The sequence below is a fragment of the Streptomyces sp. NPDC002446 genome (assembly GCF_053595675.1).
On the sequence record NZ_JBSFYC010000072.1, the window covers coordinates 1 to 24,174 of the forward strand.

General features: G+C 73.0%; 17 protein-coding genes and 2 pseudogenes. 3 read left to right on the forward strand and 16 right to left on the reverse strand.

Going from position 1 to position 24,174, the window contains the following annotated elements; genetic code table 11:
* Window positions 1-110: 110 nt before the first annotated feature.
* Window positions 111-3,341, reverse strand: a complete 3,231-nt coding sequence (gene tmk, locus ACWD6P_RS30210; protein ID WP_451447351.1) for a dTMP kinase — start codon at window positions 3,339-3,341, stop codon at window positions 111-113.
* A gap of 168 nt (window positions 3,342-3,509) precedes the next feature.
* Window positions 3,510-6,347 (reverse strand): type I DNA topoisomerase, encoded by a 2,838-nt coding sequence (gene topA, locus ACWD6P_RS30215; RefSeq protein WP_451447352.1) that lies wholly within the window; start codon window positions 6,345-6,347, stop codon window positions 3,510-3,512.
* 509 nt (window positions 6,348-6,856) lie between these two features.
* On the opposite strand from topA, the gene ACWD6P_RS30220 reads away from it, so the two are divergent.
* Entirely contained in the window at window positions 6,857-7,441 is a 585-nt protein-coding gene (locus ACWD6P_RS30220) for a hypothetical protein (protein WP_451447353.1), read from the forward strand.
* Window positions 7,438-7,863, forward strand: coding sequence for a DUF2752 domain-containing protein (locus ACWD6P_RS30225; RefSeq protein WP_451447354.1), 426 nt, complete (start codon window positions 7,438-7,440; stop codon window positions 7,861-7,863). Before ACWD6P_RS30220 ends, ACWD6P_RS30225 begins: the two co-directional genes overlap by 4 nt.
* 160 nt (window positions 7,864-8,023) lie before the next feature.
* Here the strand turns inward: ACWD6P_RS30225 and ACWD6P_RS30230 are convergent, their stop codons facing one another.
* The 7 genes from ACWD6P_RS30230 to bldG all read right to left on the reverse strand — a co-directional run bounded on the left by ACWD6P_RS30230 (window position 8,024) and on the right by bldG (window position 15,899).
* The gene (locus ACWD6P_RS30230) at window positions 8,024-8,428 is read right to left on the reverse strand and encodes a hypothetical protein (RefSeq protein WP_451447355.1); all 405 of its coding nucleotides are present in this window, start codon (window positions 8,426-8,428) and stop codon (window positions 8,024-8,026) included.
* A 178-nt stretch (window positions 8,429-8,606) separates the two neighbouring features.
* The gene (locus ACWD6P_RS30235; protein ID WP_451447356.1) at window positions 8,607-8,804 is read right to left on the reverse strand and encodes a hypothetical protein; all 198 of its coding nucleotides are present in this window, start codon (window positions 8,802-8,804) and stop codon (window positions 8,607-8,609) included.
* 184 nt (window positions 8,805-8,988) lie between these two features.
* Entirely contained in the window at window positions 8,989-10,548 is a 1,560-nt protein-coding gene (locus ACWD6P_RS30240; protein WP_451447357.1) for a DUF7059 domain-containing protein, read from the reverse strand.
* A 91-nt stretch (window positions 10,549-10,639) separates the two neighbouring features.
* Window positions 10,640-11,215, reverse strand: coding sequence for a small secreted protein (locus tag ACWD6P_RS30245; protein WP_451447358.1), 576 nt, complete (start codon window positions 11,213-11,215; stop codon window positions 10,640-10,642).
* Between the two features lie 219 nt (window positions 11,216-11,434).
* Window positions 11,435-13,840: a sodium-translocating pyrophosphatase gene (locus tag ACWD6P_RS30250; RefSeq protein WP_451447359.1), complete on the reverse strand. Its 2,406-nt coding sequence runs from the start codon at window positions 13,838-13,840 to the stop codon at window positions 11,435-11,437.
* A gap of 1,175 nt (window positions 13,841-15,015) precedes the next feature.
* Window positions 15,016-15,447 carry an ATP-binding protein gene (locus ACWD6P_RS30255; RefSeq protein WP_451447360.1) on the reverse strand — a complete coding sequence of 144 codons (432 nt, stop codon included), beginning with the start codon at window positions 15,445-15,447 and terminating at the stop codon, window positions 15,016-15,018.
* Window positions 15,448-15,557: 110 nt separating this feature from the next.
* Window positions 15,558-15,899 carry an anti-sigma factor antagonist BldG gene (gene bldG, locus ACWD6P_RS30260; RefSeq protein ID WP_030412609.1) on the reverse strand — a complete coding sequence of 114 codons (342 nt, stop codon included), beginning with the start codon at window positions 15,897-15,899 and terminating at the stop codon, window positions 15,558-15,560.
* Between the two features lie 161 nt (window positions 15,900-16,060).
* Between bldG and ACWD6P_RS30265 the strand changes: the two genes are divergently transcribed.
* A complete protein-coding gene (locus tag ACWD6P_RS30265) occupies window positions 16,061-18,439 on the forward strand; it encodes a DEAD/DEAH box helicase (RefSeq protein ID WP_451447361.1) in 2,379 nt (792 codons plus the stop codon).
* Window positions 18,440-18,595: 156 nt separating this feature from the next.
* Here the strand turns inward: ACWD6P_RS30265 and ACWD6P_RS30270 are convergent.
* The 7 genes and pseudogenes from ACWD6P_RS30270 to ssd all read right to left on the reverse strand — a co-directional run.
* Window positions 18,596-18,868: pseudogene (locus ACWD6P_RS30270) on the reverse strand (Rv3654c family TadE-like protein); the annotation flags it as partial.
* The gene (locus tag ACWD6P_RS30275; RefSeq protein ID WP_451447362.1) at window positions 18,846-19,241 is read right to left on the reverse strand and encodes a TadE family type IV pilus minor pilin; all 396 of its coding nucleotides are present in this window, start codon (window positions 19,239-19,241) and stop codon (window positions 18,846-18,848) included. The gene ACWD6P_RS30275 and the pseudogene ACWD6P_RS30270, both read right to left, overlap by 23 nt.
* Window positions 19,228-19,419: a DUF4244 domain-containing protein gene (locus ACWD6P_RS30280; protein ID WP_451447363.1), complete on the reverse strand. Its 192-nt coding sequence runs from the start codon at window positions 19,417-19,419 to the stop codon at window positions 19,228-19,230. Before ACWD6P_RS30280 ends, ACWD6P_RS30275 begins: the two co-directional genes overlap by 14 nt.
* A gap of 160 nt (window positions 19,420-19,579) precedes the next feature.
* Window positions 19,580-20,470, reverse strand: coding sequence for a type II secretion system F family protein (locus ACWD6P_RS30285; RefSeq protein ID WP_451447364.1), 891 nt, complete (start codon window positions 20,468-20,470; stop codon window positions 19,580-19,582).
* Window positions 20,467-21,411 carry a type II secretion system F family protein gene (locus ACWD6P_RS30290; protein WP_451447365.1) on the reverse strand — a complete coding sequence of 315 codons (945 nt, stop codon included), beginning with the start codon at window positions 21,409-21,411 and terminating at the stop codon, window positions 20,467-20,469. Before ACWD6P_RS30290 ends, ACWD6P_RS30285 begins: the two co-directional genes overlap by 4 nt.
* Complete coding sequence (locus ACWD6P_RS30295; protein WP_451447366.1) at window positions 21,408-22,580, reverse strand: TadA family conjugal transfer-associated ATPase; 1,173 nt, start codon at window positions 22,578-22,580, stop codon at window positions 21,408-21,410. Before ACWD6P_RS30295 ends, ACWD6P_RS30290 begins: the two co-directional genes overlap by 4 nt.
* A 410-nt stretch (window positions 22,581-22,990) precedes the next feature.
* Window positions 22,991-24,094, reverse strand: a pseudogene (gene ssd / locus ACWD6P_RS30300) (septum site-determining protein Ssd); the annotation flags it as partial.
* Window positions 24,095-24,174: the final 80 nt, after the last annotated feature.

Here is a 24,174-nt window from a genome sequence, read left to right on the forward strand (position 1 = left end):
GGCGGGCGTTCCGGCTTGCGCAGTTCCGCGCGGACCAGCTCCAGATAGCGGCTCCAGTCCCAGGCGCTGGATGCGCCAGGTCAGTGCGCGGGCGGGGCTGCACGGGCGCCCTAGCGGCGCCCTCCGCGGCCTCCCCGGCCGCCGTTGCCGCCCGTGCCGTCGTCCGTGTCCGTGCCCGGATGCGGGCCGAGCAGCTCGTCGGCGAGCGTCGGCAGATCGTCCAGTGGGGTCTCCTCCGCCCATTCGGGTCGGGGGCGGCCGCGCGGCGGGGTCTGTGCCGGGCGGTCCGACGCCGGGTCCACCTGCGGGAGTTCGCGGGTGCGCTCGACGCCCGACTCGGCGGCGGAGGGGCCTTCGGCTGCTCCGTTCGGGGTCTCCTTGCGGAACATCCACGGCGGCACCCGGTCGGCGGGGTCATCCCCCCGTCCGCCATCGGAGTGCCCGCCCTCCTCCCGTACGGGAGGAAGTACGGCGGTCTCCTCCGCGTCGGAGCCCCGGCTCCCGCGGGTGTCCCGCTCCTCGCGCACCGGAGGCAGCACGGCCGTCTCGTCCGCCGCACCGGGCGCCTGCCCTGGGCGCGGCAGCGACTCCGTCCGCTCGCCGGCCGTGGCGGAACCGGACGGGGAGGCGCCGCCGCCCTCGCCCAGCCGCTTGCGCAGATCCGCCACCGGTGTCTCCGTAGTGGGCGCCTCGGCCGCCTGGCGCGCCTCCTCCTCGGCCGCTGCCGCCGCCTCGGCCGCCGCCACCCGCGCCTGCTCGGCGCGCAGCAGGGCCTCCTCGGCCTTGCGCTGCTTCTCCAGACGGCGCTCCTCGGCCTCCTGGCGCAGCCGGGCCTGCTCCTCGTGCTCCTTGCGCAGCCGCTCCTGCTCGGCCTGCCGGGCCCGCTCCTCGGCCTCCCGGCGCTGCCGCTCCGCCTCCGCCGCCTGACGCGCCTCCTCGGCGCGCTTGCGGGCCTCGGCCGCCTGCCGGGCGGCCTCCAGCGCCTTGGCCTGCTCGGCCTCCTGGCGCTTGCGCTCCTCTTCCTCGGCGCGCAGCTTGGCGAGCTGCTCCTGGCGCTCCCGCTCCAGGCGCGCCTCCTCCGCCTTGCGCGCGGCCTCCTCCTCGGCCCTGCGGCGGGCCTCCTCCTCGGCCGCCTTACGGGCCTCGGCCTGCGCCTTGACCTCGGCCTCGGACAGCGGAAGCACCTGGTCGAGGCGGTGCCGTACGACGGTGGTGACGGCCTCGGGCTCCTGCCCGGCGTCGACGACCAGATAGCGCGCGGGGTCGGCGGCGGCCAGGGCCAGGAAGCCGGCCCGTACCCGCTGGTGGAACGCGGCGGGCTCGGACTCCAGCCGGTCCGGTGCCTCGGTGAAGCGCTCGCGGGCGGTCTCGGGGGAGATGTCGAGCAGCACGGTCAGGTGCGGGACGAGGCCGTCCGTCGCCCAGCGGGAGATCCGGGCGATCTCCGTGGGCGCGAGGTTGCGCCCGGCGCCCTGGTAGGCGACCGAGGAGTCGATGTACCGGTCGGTGATGACGATCGCGCCGCGCTCCAGGGCGGGCCGGATGACGCTGTCGACGTGCTCGGCCCGGTCGGCGGCGAACATCAGCGCCTCCGCACGGTCCGAGAGCCCGGATGTCGAGACGTCCAGGATGATCGAGCGCAGTCGCTTGCCGATGGCGGTGGCGCCCGGTTCGCGGGTCACCACGACCTCGTGGCCCTTGCCGCGGATCCACTCGGCGAGCGCCTCGACCTGGGTGGACTTGCCGGCGCCGTCGCCGCCTTCCAGGGCGATGAAGAAGCCGGTGGCGGCGGGCGCCTGCGCCGGGTCGCCGCCGCGCAGCGCCTCGCGCAGATCGCGCCGCAGCGGTACGCCCTCCCGGTCGTCGAGCTTGCTCAGGACCCAGGCGGCGACCGGCAGCAGCAGCGCGCCGACCAGCATCAGGACGTAGGCGGCGCCCCCGTGGGAGAAGTCGAAGGTGCGGCTGCCGAGGTGGTGCGGGCCGATGAGGGCCGCCAGCAGCGGCGCGACGATGGCGGCCAGCGCGACCGCGAGGCGTACGACGGCGTGCAGATGCTCGGTCGTACGGGCGGTGCGGAACTCCTCGGACTCCTGGTCCAGCAGCACATGCCCCGTATTGGCGGCGATGCCGGCGCCGACACCGGCGAGCAGCGCGAGCAGCACCACCGTGGTCCCGTCCGTGACCAGGCCCATGGCCAGCAGCGCCAGCCCGGTGGCGGCCACCGACAGGGCGAGCAGCCGGCGCCGGGAGAGCGCGGGCAGCACCCGCTTGGCGCCGCGGATGCCGACGGCCGTACCACCGGTCAGCGCGAGCACCAGGAGCCCGAAGGTGGCCGGTCCGGCGGCCAGGTCGTAGGTGTGGAGCACGGCGAGCGAGACGGCCGCGGCGATCCCGGCGGCGACCGCCGCGCAGGCCAGCACCAGCAGCGGGATCGCGCCCGTACGGCCCTTGTCGGTGCCCGGCCGGGCACCGCCCTCGGCCTTGTCACCGGTGGCCTTCGGGCGGCGCAGCCCCTCCAGGGGGGAGCGCGGCCGCGGCGTCTGGGCACCGGGGAGCTCGATGAAGTAGAGGATCGATACGGAGGCGGCGAAGAGGCCGGCGGCCACGTAGGAGCCGAGGGCCGCCTGGTGGAGCTGGAACCAGTCGATGCCGGTGCCCAGCAGCTTGCTGATGAGCGTGACGGCCACCAGGGCGGCGGCCGCGACCGGCAGCGAGACGAACGTGGTGCGCAGCGAGAGGCGGCGCAGGGCGTCCATGTTGTCCGGCAGGGGCCGCACCGCGGCGCCCTCGGGGGGAGGCGCGGGCAGCAGTCCGGGCGCCGCGCTCTCGCGGCAGACGGTCCAGAAGCGTTCGGCGACACCGGTGACGAAGACCGTGACCAGCAGCCAGGCCAGCGCGTCGGCCGGCGTCCAGTCGATCCACAGCGGGGCGACGACCAGCAGCGCGAGCCGCACCACATCCGCGGCGATCATCGTCCAGCGCCGGTCCAGCGGCCCGGCGGGCGCGGTCAGCGCGGACAGCGGGCCCAGCAGGACGGCGCCGAAGAGCAGCATCGCCAGCATCCGGGCCGCGAAGACCGCGGTGACCGCGAGGGCGATACCCCGATAGCCGCCGCCGAAGACGGCCTCGCCCCCCAGCGGTACGTACAGCGCCGCCTGAAGGGCGAGCACTATCAGGACAAGCATGGACAGGGCATCGCCGATGCCCCCGACAAATTGGGCGCTCCACAGTCGCTTCAGTGGGGGGAAGCGCAGCAGGGCCCGCACCGCGCGCTCGCGGGAATCCGCCGCCAGGGCGCCTGAAGTGGGGGGCACGACCGTTGGCTGCTCGGTACGCGTCATCTCGCCAGCCTATCGGGACGGCCCACGCCCTCGGGCGCCCGCCCGAACAAACGGGCGGGCTCGACGGAACGCGTCCGCCTTGCCCGCCCCTGTCCTGCACCTCAGCCGTGGAGCACGGCCGCGCGGCGTGCCTTCCGGATCGGCCGGGCCGACCCGGAAGCCGCGCCCCTAGTCCTCCGCAGACGCCGTCTTCTTGGCCGCCGCGGTCTTCGCGGTGGCCTTCTTCGCCGTCGTCTTCTTCGCCGTGGTCGTCTTCTTCGCCGCGGTCTTCTTGGCGGTGGTCTTCTTCGCCGCCGTCTTCTTCGCCGGCGCCTTCTTGGCCGCCGCCTTCTTCGCGGTCTTCTTCGCCGGCCCCTTGGCGCGCTTCTCCGCCAGGAGCTCATAGCCGCGCTCGGGGGTGATCGTCTCGACGTCGTCGTCCCGCCGCAGCGTCGCGTTGGTCTCGCCGTCGGTGACATACGCGCCGAAGCGGCCGTCCTTGACCACCACCGGCTTGCCGCTGACCGGGTCCGTGCCCAGCTCCTTCAGCGGCGGCTTGGCGGCGGCCCGCCCGCGCTGCTTGGGCTGGGCGTAGATCGCCAGCGCCTCGTCGAGGGTGATCGTGAAGAGCTGCTCCTCGCTCTCCAGGGAGCGCGAGTCGGTGCCCTTCTTGAGGTACGGGCCGTAGCGGCCGTTCTGCGCGGTGATCTCCACGCCCTCGGGGTCCTTGCCGACGACCCGCGGCAGCGACATCAGCTTGAGCGCGTCCTGAAGGGTCACCGTGTCCAGGGACATCGACTTGAAGAGCGAGGCGGTGCGCGGCTTGACCGCGTTCTTCCCGGTCTTCGGGGTGCCCTCGGGCAGGATCTCGGTGACGTACGGGCCGTAGCGGCCGTCCTTGGCGACGATCTCGTGGCCGCTGACCGGGTCGGTGCCCAGCGCGAAGTCACCGCTCGGCTTGGCGAGCAGCTCCTCGGCGTACTCCACGGTCAGCTCGTCGGGCGCGAGGTCGTCGGGCACATCGGCCCGCTGGTGGCCCTCGGCGTCCTTCTCCCCGCGCTCGATGTACGGGCCGTAGCGGCCGACCCGCAGCTTGATGTCGTCGCTGACCGGGAACGAGGAGATCTCCCGGGCGTCGATCGCGCCCAGGTCCTCGACCAGTTCCTTCAGCCCGCCGAGGTGGTCGCCGTCGCCGTTGCCGGCGTCCGAGGCGGCACCCTCGGCCTCGCCCTCGCCGAAGTAGAAGCGCCGCAGCCACGGCACCGCCTGCGCCTCTCCACGGGCGATGCGGTCGAGGTCGTCCTCCATCTTGGCGGTGAAGTCGTAGTCGACCAGACGGCCGAAGTGCTTCTCCAGGAGGTTGACCACCGCGAAGGAGAGGAAGGAGGGGACGAGCGCGGTGCCCTTCTTGAAGACATAGCCGCGGTCCAGGATCGTGCCGATGATCGACGCATACGTCGACGGACGGCCGATCTCGCGCTCTTCCAGCTCCTTGACCAGCGTGGCCTCGGTGTAGCGGGCGGGCGGCTTGGTGGCGTGCCCGTCGGCGGTGATCTCCCGCGCGGCCAGCGCGTCGCCCTCGGCGACCTGCGGCAGGCGGCGCTCGCGGTCGTCCAGCTCGGCGTTGGGGTCGTCGGCACCCTCCACGTAGGCCTTGAGGAAGCCGTGGAAGGTGATGGTCTTGCCGGACGCGGTGAACTCGGCGTCCCGGCCGTCGGCGGCCCGGCCACCGATCTTGACCGTGACGGAGTTGCCCGTCGCGTCCTTCATCTGCGAGGCGACGGTCCGCTTCCAGATCAGCTCGTAGAGCTTGAACTGGTCGCCGGTCAGCCCCGTCTCGGCCGGAGTGCGGAAGCGGTCGCCGGAGGGGCGGATCGCCTCGTGCGCCTCCTGGGCGTTCTTGACCTTGCCGGCGTACGTGCGCGGCTTGTCCGGCAGGTAGTTCGCGCCGTACAGGTGCGTCACCTGCGCCCGGGCCGCGGCGACCGCGGTGTCCGAGAGCGTGGTGGAGTCCGTACGCATATAGGTGATGAAGCCGTTCTCGTACAGCTTCTGCGCCACCTGCATGGTCGCCTTGGCGCCGAAGCCGAGCTTGCGGCTGGCCTCCTGCTGGAGGGTCGTCGTACGGAACGGGGCGTACGGCGAGCGGCGGTAGGGCTTGGACTCGACCGAGCGCACCGCGAAGTCGGTGTTCTCCAGGGCGGCGGCGAGCGCGCGGGCGTTCGCCTCGTCCAGATGGAGCACATCGTTCTTGAGCTGCCCGTTGGGGCCGAAGTCACGGCCCTGGGCGACCCGGCGGCCGTCGACGGTGTTCAGCCGGGCGGTCAGGGTCGCCGGGTCGCTGGTGTCGCCCGCGCGTCCGGTGGCAAAGGTGCCGGTCAGGTCCCAGTACTCGGCGGACCGGAAGGCGATGCGCTCACGCTCCCGCTCGACGACCAGCCGGGTCGCGACGGACTGCACCCGGCCGGCCGACAGCCGGGGCATGACCTTCTTCCACAGGACCGGCGAGACCTCGTAGCCGTAGAGGCGGTCGAGGATCCGCCGGGTCTCCTGGGCGTCGACCAGCTTCTGGTTCAGGTCGCGCGGGTTGGCGACGGCCTCGCGGATCGCGTCCTTGGTGATCTCGTGGAAGACCATCCGGTGGACCGGGACCTTGGGCTTGAGGATCTCCTGGAGGTGCCAGGCGATGGCCTCTCCCTCGCGGTCCTCATCGGTGGCGAGGTAGAGCTCGTCGGACTCGGCCAGCAGCTCCTTGAGCTTCTTGACCTGGTCCTTCTTATCGCTGTTGACGACATAGATCGGCTGGAAGTCGGCATCGACGTTCACCCCGAGCCGGGCCCAGGGCTCGCCCTTGTACTTGGCCGGGACCTCCGCCGCACCGTTGGGCAGATCGCGGATATGCCCCACGCTGGCCTCGACCACATAGCCCGGGCCGAGGTAGCCCTTGATCGTCTTCGCCTTGGCAGGCGACTCGACGATGACAAGTCGGCGGCCGCCGCCCTCTTTGGCTTCGCTGGTCGGGGACAACTTCGCTCTTCTCTCCGGTCGACGCTGAGAATGCCCCCGGCCGGAACGCCGGGGCGCACTGCGGTGACGCTTGACGCTGCGGAGTGTGACGGTACCTCCCGCCCCCGTGTCAAACGGAAAAACCCCGCAACGCCACTCGAACGGTAACCCGACTACATGGCTTCATGCCGCCCGGACCACATCAGCCGCTCGGGACGGGCCCCGGCGCGGCTCGTATGGATCATGGCGGGTCCGCGGCGGTTCCCGGGGGCCTCCCCGGCCGTCGTCCGCGCCGGGCGGCCGCCGGACCGCCGGTGATCTCGCACAGTGACGGATCGGCTGCGGCGCACGGGCCGGGGCCCGCCCGCACGGCCGGCCGGCTCTGTCACAAGGCGGCGCCGGATCCCGTCAGCGCCTTGATACGGCACGTGACCGGGCTGGCAGGATGGACGCAGGATGAACACGGCGCGGCTCACCGCTCGAGCCGAGCACCGCCGTCGTCACGCAGAGACTCGGGGGGAATCTCACCCATGGCGAACCAGTACCCCGGACCGCCGCCGGAGCAGCCCGGCCAGCCCGGCCAGAACCCGTATGCCACACCGGCCGGCGGTCAGCCCGCCGACGCCGGTTACGGCTACCCGCAGGGCGGCCGGCCGGGCGAGCCCGGATACGGCTATCCGCAGGCCGGCTCGCAGCCTCCGCCGCCCGGTTTCCCGCCGAGCACTCCGCCCCCGCCGGCGCCCGGCGCATTCCAGGCCGCGCCCCAGACCGGCGGGATGGCGCTGTCGCTCGGCGACATAGCGGTGACCGGCGACACGATCATGACGCCGGCCGGGCCGATGCCCCTCAAGGGCGCCGTCTGGACGGCGACGGACATGTCGCGGACGGAGGAGAAGATCCCGGCGCACGCGGTCGTGCTCGCCATCGTCTTCTTCCTCTTCTGTCTGCTCGGTCTGCTCTTCCTGCTGATGAAGGAGCGGGTGACCACCGGCTTTGTGCAGGTCACGGTCAACAGCGGGGGCCGGCACCACTCCACGATGGTCCCGGTGCAGTCGCGCGAGCAGGTGATGTTCGTGCTCAACCAGGTGAACTACGCCAGGTCGCTGAGCGTGTGAGCCCCCTGGACCCCGCGGAGCCGCCCACCGGGGCGGCGATCCGGAAGCGCACCCTCCGCCGGGCGTCGATCGCGCTCGGCGCGGGGACGGCGGCCGCCGTCTACCTCTGGCACACCAATCCGCACCAGCCCGGTCAGGCGCTGCTCGCCTGCCCGTTCAAATGGCTCACGGGCGTGCTGTGCCCGGCGTGCGGCGGGACGCGGATGGCGTACGACCTGATGCACGGCGATGTCGCGGCGGCCTTCCATGACAACGCCGTACTGCTCACCCTGGGCGTGCCGGCCGTGGCGTTCTTCGCGCTGCGCTGGCTGGTCGCCGGGCTGCGCGGGCGTGCGTACCGGCTGCGGCTGACGGCCCGCAGCAATGCCGTGGTGTTCGGCGTCGCGGGGGCGTGGATGATCGCCCGCAATCTCGTGGGGTAGGGCCTGCCCGGCCCTGACGCCCGGCCCTGATGTCCGGGACAGGCCGCGGGGCGCGCCCGCGCGGGGCGCGCCCTGGACGCCCGCCGGACGTCGGCGGTGATCGGCCTACGTCGGCGGACGATCGTCGTACGTCGGCTAACGGTCGAACGGTCCTCGTACGTCAGCGGACGGTGACCGAGACCACCGGCGAGAGGGTGCTGCCGGCGGCTATGCGGAGCTGGTTGACGCCCTTGAGGCCGAGCTTGACCCGGACCGAGTACGAACCGCTCTTGTTGACCGGGGCCTTGGCGGGCAGCGACACCCACTTCTTGCCCTGCTTCTGCTGGACGGTGACGTTGCTGCCGGCCTTGATGCCCTTGGCGACGCCGGAGATCCGGAACTCCTGCCAGGCCTTGACCGAGTTCACGCTGGCCTTCGCGGTCAGCGAGGCGGCGGCCGGGGCGGCGGCCACGACCGGCTTGGCGGTGTGGAGGTCCTGCGGCGCGGCGAAGGCGGCGGCCGAGCCTCCGGCGATCAGGGAGACGGCGATGGCGCCGACGGTGGCGTAGCGAAGTGCGCGGTTCATGGAGTTCCTCACTGACGGTGTGTGGGGCCGTTGGTGACCTCACCGAGGAACATGGCCGGGGGCCTGCCGGCGTTCCACGTAACGGCACATATCGGCCATCTGTCGGCCGGCTGTTACAGAACTGTCCGGAACCACACGGAGTGACCCCACGGGCACGGAGACGGACTGTGAGGGGCGGCTACAGCGCCGCCAGCAGCCAGCCGCCCGTGGCCAGGAACACCACTCCGGCCAGCACCGCCGTCACGGCGGCGACCGGCCGGCTGACACCGTCGGCGACCTGCTGGCCGGTCAGTGCGCAGACGCCCGTCCACGTCAGCAGTCCGGCACCGAACAGCGCGAACGCAGCACCGGCGAACGCCGCGGGTCCACTCTCCATGCGGGCAGCGTGGCACCCGCGGGCTTCCTCCGGGCGAACACCGGATGAACGACTTCAGCATGAACGACTTCAGCTTGTCCTGTACGAACCCTCCCCCGGGCCCCTCCCCCTCCGGGCCCTCCCGCTCGTGCGCCGCCGCCCCTTCCTGTGCGGGCGGCGCCGGTTGCCTCGCCCTCCGGCCCGCTCAGTCGCCCGCGGCCACCGGCTCCAGGAATCCCTGCTCGACCAGCGTCCGGATGGCGGCCGGTGTGCGGTCCCGCAGCAGGACCGGGTCCTCGCCGACGAGTTGGGCGATGGCGTCGAGGATCCGGCCGGCGGGCAGCGAGCCGTCGCACACCCCGGCGAAGCCCGCGCCGACCGTGTCCACCTTCGTCGCCCTTCGCATACCGCGGTTCTGACGCAGCACCACATGCTCGGGGTCCTCCGCCCCGGGCAGCCCGACCTGCTCCTGCACCACCTCGCCGGCGAGCCGGAAGTGGCCGGCCAGCAGCGCCGCGTCGTCCGTGGCCCGCAGATAGTCCTGGCGGTCGAAGTGGCCCACGACCGCATCCCCCAGCGGCTGTTCGACCGGGTGCGGCCACTCCTCGACGGTGATGGACGGGGTGTCGGACCCGGACTTGCGCAGCGTGATCCAGCCGAAGCCGATGGCCTTGGTCTTGCGGGCCTCGAATTCGTCGAGCCAGGCGTCGTACCGCGCGGCGTACGCCCCGGCATCGGCGCGGTGGTCACCGGCGTCGCGCAGCCACAGCTCGGTGTACTGGGTGATGTCCTGTACCTCGCGCTGCACGATCCAGGCGTCGCAGCCCCGCGGCACCCAGGAGCGCAGCCGGTCGTGCCACTCCTCGCCCGCCACATGCTGCCAGTTGGCCAGCAGCTGGCAGTATCCGCCGTCATTGAGATGCGCGGCGGACTGCTGGACGAGCGTGCGGCACAGGTCGTCGCCGCCCATACCGCCGTCCCGGTACGTGAGCCGGCCCCCGCCCGGGAGCAGCGGCGAGATCACGAAGGGCGGGTTGGACACGATCAGGTCGTACGTCTCGTCGCCGACCGGCTCGAACAGCGAGCCCTCGCGCAGATCCGCCGCGCCCGCCCCGGAGAGCGCCAGCGTCAGCGCGGCGATCCGCAGCGCCCGGGGGTTGAGGTCGGTGCCCGTGACCTGGGTGGCGTGCTGGGCGGCGTGCAGCGCCTGGATGCCGGAGCCCGTGCCGAGGTCGAGCGCCTTGCCGACGGGCCGGCGGACGGTGATCCCGGCGAGGGTCGTGGAGGCGCCGCCGACGCCGAGCACCAGCTGCGCGCGCTCGGCCTCCCCCGCGCCCCGGATGCCGCCGGCGCCGCCGACCGCGCAGCCCAGGTCGGAGACGATCCACCAGTCCTGCCCCTCGGGGCCGCCGTACGGGCGGACATCCACACTGGCGCGCAGCTCGTCGCCGTCCTGCACCAGCCAGCCGTCGGCGAGGCAGTCCGCGACCGGCAGCGCCGCCCGGGCCTGCCGCGGATCCACCGGACGCTGCAGCAGAAACAGCCGCACCAGCGTCTCCAGCGGGCTGTCGCCGCGGGTCGCCCGCAGCGCGGGGACGGTCTCGCTGCGGGCCAGCGCCGCGTAGGCGGGCGCGCCGAGCAGGTCCAGCAGACCGTCGGCGGTGAAGGCGGCGGCCAGCAGCGCCTCGCGCAGCCGGGCGGTGCGGGCGCTGCTCTCGGGGTCCTGGGCATCTGCGGTGGGGAGGTGCGTACTCACGTCCCCCATTGTCGGCCCTGCCACTGACAATCGGCGACGGCCCGGCGCCACGCCCGTCTCGGGCGCGTCGCCGGGCCGTGTTCGCCCGGTCGGGCCTTGCTCAGGACTTCTTGGGCGCCGGGGAACCGGACGCGCCCTGGCTCTGGCAGCCCTTCTGCTTGGCCATCGCCGTGCCGACCTCGCCGGACTCCAGCTTCTTGAAGGCCGCCTCGCTCTGCTTGTTGAGCTTGTTGATGCCGGCGGACAGGTCGCGCAGACCGTCCGCGAACTTCAGCTTGTCCTTGGTGTCCAGGCCCTCGACCTGCTTCTTGAGGTTCTGGTACCCCTGGGAGAGCGAGTTGAGCTCCTTGACCGCGTCCTTCTGCGCCTGCTCGCCGTTCTCGCTGGGCGGCGGCCCGGCCTTGTCCAGGTCCTTGGCCAGCGCGGAGTAGGCGTCGGAGATCTGCTGGAACGCCTTCGAGTCGGTCTGCTGGACCTTCTTGGAGTCCGTGCTGCCGTTGTCGGCCGTCTGCATCGCGGCGTTGGCGTCCTGGATCTTCTTGAACTGAGCCTGCGCAGGGTCGCAGAACGTCTTCGCCCAGTCGTTGAGCTTCTTGCTGCTGTCCTCGCTGCAGCCGGTCAGCGCGAGCACCAGTGCCGCACCGCCGGACAGTGCAGCCACAAGCTTCTTGTTCACCGGATTGGTCCCTTCCATGGCTCTCGGCCCCGGAACATACACGTCCAAAGGGCCTGGCCCATGGGTCGGGCATTCCGTCCGCCCCTCATTGCAGCCATTTGCACCAAGGACCGCAGGGCCACCCGGGCAGGCGAAGGGCGGGTGGCCGGCGTCCGTGAAAAACGCCGTCCACCCGCCCAGTTGAGCGGTCCGCGAACCCTTACGGGAGTCCTTGCCGGGCTAGGACGCCACGACCGTGTTGACCGATTTGGCGAGGTTCTCCGAGTCTTCGGAGTTGCCTTCGTCACCTACGGCGATTCCGCGCCGCTTGGAGACGTACACCGCACCGACGATGACCGCGATCGCCAGCACCGCGACCGTGAGCCGAACGCCGAGGCTCTTGTCCTCGCCGTACGAGAACTTGACCACCGCGGGCGCGATCAGCAGCGCCACCAGGTTCATCACCTTCAGCAGCGGGTTGATCGCCGGTCCGGCGGTGTCCTTGAACGGGTCGCCGACGGTGTCGCCGATGACCGTCGCGGCGTGCGCCTCGCTGCCCTTGCCACCGTGGTGGCCGTCCTCGACCAGCTTCTTGGCGTTGTCCCACGCGCCACCGGAGTTGGCGAGGAAGACCGCCATCAGCGTGCCGGTGCCGATCGCGCCCGCCAGGAACGAGCCGAGCGCGCCGACGCCGAGCGAGAAGCCGACCGCGATGGGGGTGAGCACCGCGAGCAGTCCGGGGGTGGCCAGTTCGCGCAGCGCGTCCTTGGTGCAGATGTCGACGACCCGCCCGTACTCGGGCTTCTCCGTGTAGTCCATGATCCCGGGGTGCTCGCGGAACTGCCGGCGCACCTCGAAGACCACCGCGCCCGCCGACCGCGAGACCGCGTTGATCGCCAGCCCGGAGAACAGGAAGACGACCGAGGCGCCGAGCACCAGCCCGACCAGGTTGTTGGGCTGCGAGATGTCCAGGCTGAGCCCCATCCCTCTGGCGGCGTGGCCGACTTCCCGTACGGCGGTGGCGATGGCGTCCCGGTACGAGCCGAAGAGTGCGGCCGCGGCCAGTACGGCCGTGGCGATGGCGATGCCCTTGGTGATGGCCTTGGTGGTGTTGCCGACCGCGTCCAGGTCGGTGAGCACCTGCGCGCCGTCACCGGTGACGTCACCGGACATCTCGGCGATGCCCTGCGCGTTGTCGGAGACCGGTCCGAAGGTGTCCATCGCCACGATCACGCCGACCGTGGTCAGCAGGCCGGTGCCGGCCAGCGCCACCGCGAACAGCGCCAGCATGATGGAGGCGCCGCCCAGCAGGAACGCCCCGTAGACGGCCAGGCCGATCAGCACCGCCGAGTAGACGGCCGACTCCAGCCCGATCGAGATGCCGGAGAGGATGACGGTGGCCGGACCGGTCAGCGAGGTCTTCCCGATGTCCTTCACGGGCCGCCGGCTGGTCTCGGTGAAGTAGCCCGTCAGCTGCTGGATCAGCGCGGCGAGCACGATGCCGATGGCGACGGCGACCAGCGCCAGCATCCGCGGGTCGCCGCTGTGGCCGAGGATCTCCGGGTCGGTGACACCGCGCAGGTCCGCGTAGCTGGACGGCAGGTAGGTGTAGACCGCGGCGGCCACCAGGACCAGCGAGATGCCCGCGGAGACGAAGAAGCCGCGGTTGATGGCCGTCATGCCGCTGCGGTCGCTGCGCCGGGGCGCGACGACGAAGATGCCGATCATCGCCGTGACCACGCCGATGGCCGGGACCAGCAGCGGGAAGGCGAGCCCGGCGTTGCCGAAGGCGGCCATGCCGAGGATGAGCGCGGCGACCAGGGTCACCGCGTACGACTCGAAGAGGTCGGCCGCCATACCGGCGCAGTCGCCGACGTTGTCGCCCACGTTGTCCGCGATGGTCGCGGCGTTGCGCGGGTCGTCCTCGGGGATGCCCTGCTCGACCTTGCCGACGAGGTCGGCGCCGACGTCCGCGGCCTTGGTGAAGATGCCGCCGCCGACCCTCATGAACATCGCGATCAGCGCGGCGCCGAGGCCGAAGCCCTCCAGCACCTTGGGCGCGTCGACCGCGTACACGAGCACCACACAGGACGCGCCGAGCAGGCCCAGCCCCACGGTGAACATGCCGACGACGCCACCGGTGCGGAAGGCGATCTTCATCGCCTTGTGCGAGACCTTCGTAAGATCCCTTTCCCGGTTTTCGCCCTCGACCGGAGTGGCCTCCCGGGCGGCCGCCGCCACGCGCACATTGGCGCGTACCGCGAGCCACATGCCGATATAGCCGGTGGCCGCCGAGAATCCGGCACCGATCAAGAAGAAGGCGCTGCGCCCGGCACGCTGCGTCCAATTGTCCGCGGGCAGCAGCATGAGCAGGAAGAACACCACGACGGCGAATACGCCAAGGGTCCGCAACTGCCGGGCCAGGTAGGCATTTGCGCCTTCCTGCACGGCCGCCGCGATCTTCTTCATACTGTCGGTCCCCTGGCCGGCCGCGAGCACTTGGCGGACCAGCACCGCCGCGACAGCCAGCGCTGCCAGCGCGACCACGGCGATCACCAGCACGATGCCGCGATTGCCCGCCGTCAGCGAGGGCCCGGCCAGAAAAGAGGGAGTGTCAAGCAACTGAGGGGTGTAAGGCCCCGCCATTCGTCCTCCTTGACGTTTGGCACATGGGCGCGCGGAAGCACGCTCAGGCGTCCTGAGCAAGATGTGGACGGATTGTAGGGAGCCGCGGTTGATCAAAACAGGGCGCGTCAAAGGGAATTCGCCGGTAGCGGCGAAGATCAAAAGGCTGACGGCACACGGAATTCGCCCGTACGAAGGAATGCGGCGAATTCACTGACCGCGGCCCGATGATCTCTCTGTCGTACTGATCGTCAATTCCGCGCCGCCTGATCGCCGCTGCTCAACGGGTCGGCCGCGGCGCATTGGGCCGCTTGTGGCCTGCGTGACACCGGGGAGAATTGAGCCACCCGGACGCATCCGAACGGGTACCCCGGGCCGCCCACACCACAGTCCGGCACACGCCGATGGACAGTGATAGGCCGTCACATCGAGTCCGGATCGCAACGCTCGGGCGGGCGGCGGGCGGCGGGCGGCGGGCGGCGGGCGGCGGGCGGCGGGCGGCGGGCGGCGGGCGGCGGGCGGCGGGCGGCGGACCGTAGAGCCGAGGAGCCGTTACGGGCAATGTCGCGGCGGTCGCGCTGACGTCGCACCCCGGGCCCCCGCCCCGCCCGCCCTCCACCGTTCGCTCTGCCCGTGGGGGTCCGCGGCCGCATCCGCCGTGAGTGCTGGCGCCGGGGGTTGAACCATTCGTGTGGGCGTGGGCGTGGGGCGGGGCGTGGGCGCGGGGTAGGGAGTGGGCGCGGGGCCACTGCCGTGGTGTGCGGGGCTGGTCTCGTGCTGTGCGGGGCTGCTTTCGTGGTGTGTGGGGCTGTTACCGCCGGGGCGCCCCCCTGCCCGTGCTTCCGCCCGCGTCTCGCTTCTCGGCCCGTACCGTGGGTCTCAGCGCGCATGTCTCACCGTGCGCGGCGCAGCGTGTGAGGTTCAGGGCGTGCGCGGGGCGCCTACGGGCGGCTCAGCGCGTGCTCGGGGTACCGCCGTGCGGTTCAGCGCGTACCGCGCATCACGTACGTCTCCGCCTGCGCCTCGTGCGTTGGCCGTCTTGGTTGTCTTGGCCGTGTCGGCTGTCTTGGCCGTCTTGAGCCGTCTTGGCCTTCTTCTCGATCCGCCGTGTGCCGCGGGAATAGCACCCCGGGCCCGCCTCGTTGTGGCCTCGCAGGGGGCGCCGGCAACCCTTACGGGATGCGTTCGGTCAGCCCCTAGGGCAAGACCGCCGCCGCCGTAGGCCAGCTCATGCGGATCAGCCCGCCGTCCTCGCCGGAGGTCACCTCGACGTCGTCGACCAGCCCGCTGATGACCGCGAGGCCCATCTCGTCCTCGCCCTCGGCGTCGCTCTCCGCGATGCCCTCGGCCTCGCCGGAGCCCGGCGCACCGGCCGTACCGGACACTCCGTCGCCCACCTCGATCGAGAACTTCTTCTCGTCCTCGATCAGCAGGACGCGGACCGGCGCCGAGATGTCATGGCTCTCATGCAGCCCTACGGCCCGGCTGCAGGCCTCTCCGACGGCGAGCCGCACCTCGTCCAGCACGGCCTCGTCCACCCCGGCGCGCCGGGCAACGGCAGCCGCGACCAGTCGCGCGGTGCGGACATGCTCGGGAAGGGCGCTGAAGCGAAGTTCGACGGTGGCCATGCCATCCCCCTCGATATGCGGGCGTGCGGCGCAGGGGGCCGGACACCGCGTCCGGTACCCCCCACTACTTCCTCCCCCGCGCCGGCCGGCGCGGGGGTACCGGCAAGCCGTCAGTCAGTGGCTGCGACGGCTTCCTCGACCGAGGTGTGAATCGGGAACACCTTGGTCAGACCGGTGATACGGAAGATCTTGAGAATGCGCTCCTGGTTGCAGACCAGGCGCAGCGAGCCCTCATGGGCACGCACCCGCTTGAGTCCGCCGACCAGCACGCCGAGCCCCGTGGAGTCCAGGAAGTCGACACGTTCCATGTCCACCACGAGGTGGTAGCTTCCGTCGTTCACAAGCTCGACCAGCTGCTCGCGCAGCTTGGGCGCGGTGTATACATCAATCTCGCCACCGACCTCGACGACCGTACGGTCGCCAACGGTCCGGGTCGACAGGGACAGGTCCACGGATCCTCCAGCACCTTGCTATCGAGCGGTCGCCCCCCTGGGGCCTCCCCACCGAAGTAGGGGCGGATCTGGCAGCCGCGATGGCATTCAATCACTTACCAGCAGGCGTGCACGACGCCCTTTGAGCATTGTCCGTCACTCCGGTGACACACTCGGTGCCGATGGCCTCCAATCGACTCCCACCGGATGCGGGCGCGCGTCCTACCCCAGGCATGATTCTCGAACGTCTCGCCCGGGGCGCGACCCGCGCTGCGCGCATCACTCATACGGAGCACTTGCCCCCGCGCATCGGCCGCCATGCCGACTGGCCGGAACGGATCCGGCCGGAAGTGATCGACGCCATCCGTTCGGCCGGAATCGATCGCCCCTGGGCTCACCAGGCAATCACATCCGAACACGCACTGCGCGGCGAGTCGGTCGTCGTCGCCACCGGCACCGCCTCCGGCAAGTCCCTGGCGTATCTCGCGCCGGTCCTCTCCACGCTCCTGGACGGTTCGGAGGCTCCGAACGGGCGGGGGACCACGGCCCTGTATCTCGCCCCCACGAAGGCGCTGGCGGCCGACCAGCGGCGCGCCGTGGGCGAGCTGGCCGCCCCGCTGGGCACGGCCGTGCGGGCCGCGGTCTACGACGGTGACACCCCCGTCGAGGAGCGCGAATGGGTCCGTCAGTACGCCAACTACGTCCTGACCAACCCCGACATGCTGCACCGCGGCATCCTGCCGTCCCACCCCCGCTGGTCCTCCTTCCTGCGGGCGCTGCGCTACGTCGTCATCGATGAATGCCACAGCTACCGGGGAGTCTTCGGCTCCCATGTCGCCCAGGTCGTCCGCCGGCTGCGCCGGATCTGCGCCCGCTACGGCTCCGAGCCGGTCTTTCTGCTCGCCTCCGCCACGGCCGCCGAGCCCGGCCGGGCCGCGACCCGGCTCACGGGCCTGCCGGTGGTGGAGATCACCGAGGACGCCTCGCCGCGCGGCGAGTTGGTCTTCGCGCTGTGGGAGCCGCCGCTGACCGAGCTGCACGGCGAACAGGGCGCGCCGGTCCGCCGTACTGCCACCGCCGAGACTGCCGATCTGCTCACCGACCTCGCCGTCCAGGGCGTCCGCACCGTCGCCTTCGTACGCTCCCGGCGCGGCGCCGAGCTGATCGCCCTGATCGCGCAGGAGCGGCTGGGCGAGGTGGACCGTTCGCTGCCCGGGCGGGTCGCCGCGTACCGGGGCGGCTATCTGCCCGAGGAGCGCCGCGCCCTGGAACGCGCACTGCACAGTGGCGACCTCCTCGGCCTGGCCGCCACCACCGCGCTCGAACTGGGCGTGGACGTCTCCGGCCTCGACGCCGTGCTCATCGCCGGCTACCCCGGCACCCGCGCGTCGCTGTGGCAGCAAGCCGGCCGCGCCGGGCGCTCCGGGCAGGGCGCGCTCGCCGTGCTCGTGGCCCGTGACGACCCGCTGGACACCTATCTCGTCCACCATCCCGAGGCGCTCTTCGACCAGCCCGTCGAGTCGACCGTCCTCGACCCCGACAACCCTTACGTGCTCGCCCCGCACCTGTGCGCGGCGGCCGCCGAACGCCCTCTCACGGAGGCCGACTTCTCGCTCTTCGGGCCCGCGGCCGAGGGGCTGATGCCGCAGCTGGAGGCCGCCGGTCTGCTGCGCCGGCGTGCCACGGCCTGGCACTGGACCCGCCGTGAGCGGGCCGCCGACCTCACCGACATCCGCGGCCAGGGCGGCTCGCCGGTCCAGGTCGTGGAGGCCGGCACCGGGCGGCTGCTGGGCACCGTGGACGCCGCCGCCGCGCACACCACCGTCCACGATGGTGCGGTCCACCTCCACCAGGGGCGCACATATGTCGTCCAGCGCCTCGACCTGGAGGACGACGTGGCTCTCGTGGAAGAGGCCAGCCCGCCGTACTCCACGACCGCCCGTGACACCACCGCCATCTCCATCCTGGAGACCGACACCGAGATTCCCTGGGGCCAGGGGCGGCTCTGCTTCGGCTCCGTCGAGGTCACCAACCAGGTCGTCTCCTTCCTGCGCCGCAAACTCATCACCGGCGAGGTCCTGGGCGAGACCAAGCTCGATCTGCCGCCCCGTACGCTGCGCACCCGTGCGGTGTGGTGGACGGTCACCGAGGACCAACTCGACGCCGCCGGCGTCCATCCCAAGCAACTCGGCGGTGCCCTGCACGCCGCGGAGCACGCGTCCATCGGCATGCTGCCGCTCTTCGCCACCTGCGACCGCTGGGACATCGGCGGCGTCTCCGTGCCCCTCCACCCGGACACTTTGCTGCCGACCGTCTTCGTCTACGACGGCCACCCCGGCGGCGCCGGCTTCGCCGAACGCGCCTTCCACACCGCCGCCGACTGGCTCACCGCCACCCGGGAGGCCATCGCCTCCTGCGAATGCGACGCCGGCTGCCCGTCCTGCATCCAGTCCCCCAAGTGCGGCAACGGCAATGACCCGCTGCACAAGCGGGGAGCCGTCCGCTTGCTGGCGGAACTGCTGCGGGGTGCGCCTGAGGGCACGCCGCCGGGGGCGAAGTGAGCTGACGGCAGCGGCCGGCCCGGCCCGGGCCGCCCTGGCCGGATGCCCGCGTCCCGCCCGCTCGGTCCGGGCTTCCGCCGGGTACTCCTGCCCCGGCGGCCCGGCGCGCGCCCGAACCCGCGACGTGAACGGGCGGTCGCCCGCCTCGACCGACACATCCGCGATCGCTCCCGCCACCGAGCACCGCACGAGACGGGTGCGCTGGGCGACGGCTACCCGGCCCGCCGCCGCGCACGCCCTTGCCGGGCCCTGCGGGGCGCGATCCGCCGCGGCCAATGCAGCCAGGTCCGCGGCGCCGCCCGCGCGATGGCGCGCGGTGACGGCCTGCCCCACGGCGATCAGGGCCAGGAAGACCGCGCAGAGCGCGGCTGCCGCGAAGACCGTGCAGACCGTCGCCGAGCCCTCGTCACCGCACCGTTTCCTCCGCAAGAGCCACCGCCTCCCCTCCGACCTGCAGCGCCAGCCGCTCCATCCCGGGCAGCTCGGCCTCGACCCGTACGCGCACCAGGTCGCCCTCCCTCGCGAGCGCGATCCGCGCACCCCGTGGAGCCGCGCCCCGCGCCGCCGCGATCACCGCCGCCCGGGGCTCCGAACGCGCGGCCGCCCGCGCCCCGGCCCGTGCCGCGTCCACGCACTCGATACGGGCGCAGGCCGCCATCAGTCCCCAGATGAGCGCCGCCACGACCACCACCAGCACGGGCATGACCACGGCGGTCTCCGCCGTCACGAACCCGGCGTCGCGCGAGGCCTTCGGGGCGCCGCGGCCCCGGCGGCCCATACCCCTGCGGTCAGAACTGGGCATGGAGCGCCCGCTCGAACACCGACTGCAGGGTCGCCTTGACGGTTTCGCTCGTGACGACCTTGTAGAGCATCACCGCCAGGGCGCTCGCGGCGAGCGTCCCGATGGCGTACTCCGCCGTGGTCATCCCCCGGTCGTCGGCCGCCAGCGAGCGCAGCTTCCTCCACCAGCGTCGAAACATTTCCTTCCCCCGTTCCACCGGCTCCTTTGCCGGTTGCTGAACTTGCTTCATCCACAGATCGGTCGGGTATCGAGATCAGTCGGCAGGCACCGAGGCGAGATCCATCGAGTTCCGTTGAGATCGGTTGAGATCGGTTGAGATCGGTCGGACAGGTGTCGGGTCAGTGGGCTCCCAGCAGGCCTGCTGCCAGGCCGATCAGTACCGGCACCACCCCGAGCACCAGGAACGCCGGCAGAAAGCACGCCGCCAGCGGGAGGGTGACCAGCACCCCGGCCCGGCGGGCCCGCGCGATGGCCGCCCTGGCCTGCTCCGCGCGGAGCTCGGCGGCGATCCGGGACACCGATTCGACGGCCGGCACGCCCGATATCCCGGCGCGCTCCATGCAGCGGGCGAGCCCTTCGGCGCCGGGGAGGGCGGCCAGCCGCGGCCATACGGCGGCCGGTTCACCGCCCAGGCGCAGTTCCGCCGCCACCTGGCGCAGCCGCTCGGCCACCGGACCGTCGAGCGAACGGCCCACCGCCTCGGCCGACTCCCGCGGGCCAGCCCCCGCCGCGAGGCAGGCCCCCAGCAGATCACCGGCGGGCGCCAGCTCCGTACGGACCTCATCGGCGGCCAACCGCGCCTTCTCCGCGCCCTGTTGGCGTGCCAGCCAGCGACGTGCGCCGAAGCCGGCGGCGAGCCCTGCCAGGACGCCAGGGGCACCGCCAACGAGGACGGCCACGAAACCGGCCGCCCCCAGGGGCCCGGCCCATGCCCTCGGTCCGCCGCCGTCCCGTCGACCGCCCTTGTGGCGGCCGCGGTCGGGGCGGCAGCCACTAGATTGATCACCGGATGGCGTCGTTCGGCGTCTGGTCCACCGGATGCCGAGGAGGCTCCGCAGTCGGCCCCCGCCTCCTTCGCCGTACGGGCCCGGCGCGCCGTTCCACACCGCCGACATCCGTCTGCGGACGGCCCGCTCACGGCGTGCCTCCCGTATCAGGGCCATGGCGCACAGCACCGCCACCAGGGCCGCGACCGCCATCCCCACCCTGTGGACAACTTCCTCGGTCACACCGCTCCCCTCCTCGTTCCCGCGGCGCCTTCCGCGTCCGCGACGATCCGGGCCGTCCAGGCCACCCCGCCCCACTCCAGGAGCCCGCCGGCCGCCAGACAGGCCCAGCCGGCCGGGGTGTGCAGCAGCACCCGCAGTGGATCGGCGCCCAGTGCGCTGCCCATCAGGAGCCCGCCTGCCGGGAGCAGCGCGAGCATCAGCGCGGTGGCCCGGGGGCCCGCCAACTGGGCGCGCAGCTCCTCGCGTTGATCCCGCTGGGCGCGAAGCCCGGCCGCGATCCGCTCCAGCCCCAGGGCCAGCCCGGCACCGCCCTCCACCGCCACCTGCCAGCACGCCGCCATGCCCGTCAGCCCCTCGGCCCCCGGCAATCGCGCGGCGACGCGCAGCGCCCGGGGTACGTCCCCTCCGTAGCGCGCGGCCGCCGCCACCGCCGAGCCCGCCTCTCCGAGGCCCGGCGCCCCCGCGGCGACCAGCGCCTGGGCCGGCTGCCGGCCGGCCCTCAGCTCACCCGCCACCGCCGCGCACAGCCCGATCACCGCCGCGGACCGCCGGTCGCGGGCCCGATCGGCGCCACGGGCGACCAGCCGGCGCCGGACGAGGAACATGACCGCCGGTACGGCGAGCACCGGCAGCGGGGAACGGCCCAGCACCCCCAGCGCCAGCCCCGCCGGCAGGCACCAGGCCTCCCGCCCGACGTTCCACCGGCGGCCGATGCGCCATTGCCGCCCCGGCTCCCCCTCGGACACCCGCCCCGCACACCACTTCCGCACCCCCGCAACCGCAGGCCAGGCCTGCCAGCCCCCTGCCGTGCCGGTTTCTCCGCCGCCCCCGAGCAGCGCCCAAGCCCGCCGTCGTACGTCGTCCCGCCCGCCTGCGGCCAGCCGGACCGCGGCTCCCGCGCAGAGCACCGCGACCAGCAGCGCCACCCCGACCCCGCTCATCGGAGTGCGCCCCCGCCCCGCTCGCACAGCCGCATCAACCGCCCCCAGCCACGCGCCTCTTGGAAGCCGTCCGGGCTCCAGACGGCGGCCGGTACGGTCACCACGAATCCGTCGCGGTCCCGCTCCAGGACATGGACCTCGGCGATCCGACGCCGGCCGGCCCGGTCGCGTACGAGATGGAGCACGATCGCGAGCGCGGCCGCCAACTGGCTGTGCAGCGCGGCACGGTCGAGTCCCGCGGCCGAGCCGAGGGCCTCCAGGCGCGCGGGGACGTCACAGGCGGCGTTGGCATGGACCGTTCCGCAGCCGCCCTCGTGGCCTGTGTTGAGCGCGGCCAGCAGGTCCGTGACTTCGGCGCCGCGCACTTCGCCGACCACCAGCCGGTCCGGACGCATCCGCAGCGCCTGCCGTACGAGATCCCTCAGTGTCACCCTGCCGACGCCTTCCTGGTTGGCCGGCCGGGTTTCCAGCCGCACCACATGGGGGTGGTCGGGCCGCAGCTCCGCGGAGTCCTCGGCCAGGACGATCCGCTCGGCCGGGCCGACCAGGCCGAGCAGCGTGCTGAGGAGGGTGGTCTTCCCCGAGCCCGTGCCCCCGCTGATCAGGAACGAGAGCCGGGCCGCCAGCATCGCCCGCAGCAGCCGGTCGCCGCCCGGCGGGACCGTGCCGGCCGCCACGAGCTCCGCGAGGCCGAAGGCGCGTGGTCGCAGCACCCGTAGGGAGAGGCAGGTCCCCGCCACCGCCACCGGGGGCAGCACGGCATGCAGCCGGGTGCCGTCCGGGAGCCGGGCGTCCACCCAGGGGCGGGCGTCGTCCAGGCGGCGGCCGGCCACCGCCGCCAGCCGCTGGGCGAGCCTGCGCACCTCCGCCGCGTCCCGGAAGCGGATGTTCGTACGTTCCAGTCCGGCGCCGCGGTCCACCCAGACCTCGTCCGGCGCGGTGACCAGGACGTCCGTCACATCGGGCGCCGCGAGCAGCGGTTCCAGCGGCCCGCTGCCCACCATCTCGGACCGCAACGCGGCCACCACGCCCAGCACTTCGGCGTCCCCCAGGAGCCGTCCTTCCTCGCGCAGCGCCACCGCCACCCGGGCCGGTGTCGGTTCCGCCCCCGTCTCGGCGAGCCTTCGCCGCACGACGTCCAGCAAGTCCTGCCCCGCCCCCGTCGTCATGCCCGCCTCCCTGCCGCAACTCCGCCCCAGCCCTCGGGCCGGACGGCCAGAGCGTTCACCGCGGCCCCAGGGCCCAGAACGGCCCATGACCGCGCCCCCGGGCCCGGAACGGCCCACGACCGCGCCCCCGGGCCACCCGCCGCCTCCGGACCCGACGCGGCGCCCGGCCCCACCCCGAAGCCCGGGCCTGGACCTGGACCTGGACCTGGACCTGGACCTGGACCTGGACCAGCATCCGAACCCGGGCCGGCACCCGCCCCCCGGCCGCCCGCCTGCTCCCCCCACGACCCCGGCAACCCCGCCCCCTCCTGAGGCTCAACGCCCGGCGCCGTCCACACGCCCGAACCGGTCTCCGGCCCCGGCTGCGGCCCGTGCCCCGGGTCCGGATCAGCCCCCGCGCCTCCGCCCTCGCCTCCACTCGTCGCCACCCGCCTCCAGAACCCCGTACAGAACCGCGCCAACGGCCCCCGCACCCGCGCCCCCGGTGGCACCCCGCGCGCGAGGTCCGCCAACAGGCCCGGCTCCCACGGCAGTTCACCGGCCAAGGGCAGTTGCATCAGGCGGGCGATTTCGCTCGGGGGAAGGCCGTGGCCGTGGCGCTCAGGGGTGCCGCAGGCCACCACGCGAAGATCACCCAGCAGCCGCTGCACACCGGCCGCCACCCGCTGGGCCGCGGCCACCGCACGCAGTTCCGTGGGGACGAGCAGCAGCCCCATGTCCACCTGGGTCAGGGCTTCCGCCGTCGCCTCGTCGACGCGGCGCGCCAGGTCCACGACCACGACCCCGCCGCGTCGGCGGGCCGCCGCCATGACCGCGCGCATCGCCGGGGGCGGGATGACCACGTCGGCGCTCCGGTCCCAGCTGAGCACCCGTAGGGAGTGCAGGCGCGGCAGCGCATCCGCCAGGGCCCCGCAGGCCACCCGGCCGCGCGATTCGGCGAAGGCCGGCCAGCGCAGGCCCTTCTCCTTCTCGCCGCCGAGCAGGACGTCCAGGCCGCCGCCCAGCGGGTCGCCGTCGACGAGCATCGTGCGCCGGCCCGTCCGGGCGGCGGTGACGGCCAGCGCGCCGGCCAGGGTGCTCGCCCCGGCGCCGCCGCGACCGCCGATCACCCCGACGGTGAGCGCCGGCGGCCCCGCGCCCTCGACGGCGTCGGCGATCCGGTCGACCAGCCAGCGCTCGCCGTCGGGCAGGGAAAGGACGCGTTCCGCCCCGATGGCGACGGCCCGGCGCCAGGTCTCCTGATCGTTCGTGTCCCGGCCGGTGAGGATGACGCCCGCCCGGCGTCCCGCGCCGTACAGCCGCGTCGCGCAGTCGTCCCCGACGATCACCAGCGGCGCCGCCTCCCAGCCCCCTTTGCGGTCCGGCAGGCCGTGCGCCACTTCGGGCAGCGTGCCGGCCGCGGCACAGAGCCTCAGAAGATCGTCCAGGAGCCGTTCGTCCTCGGTGATGATCAGCGGTCCGCCCCGCCGCTCGCCGGTCCGGACCGGTCGTTCCGATGGCGTGCTTCCAGCCACGTTCTGTCCCCCTATCGCTACGCAACTCGCACATCCGCGAACTCGCGGACTTTTACGATGCAGCGATCGGGAAATCCGAG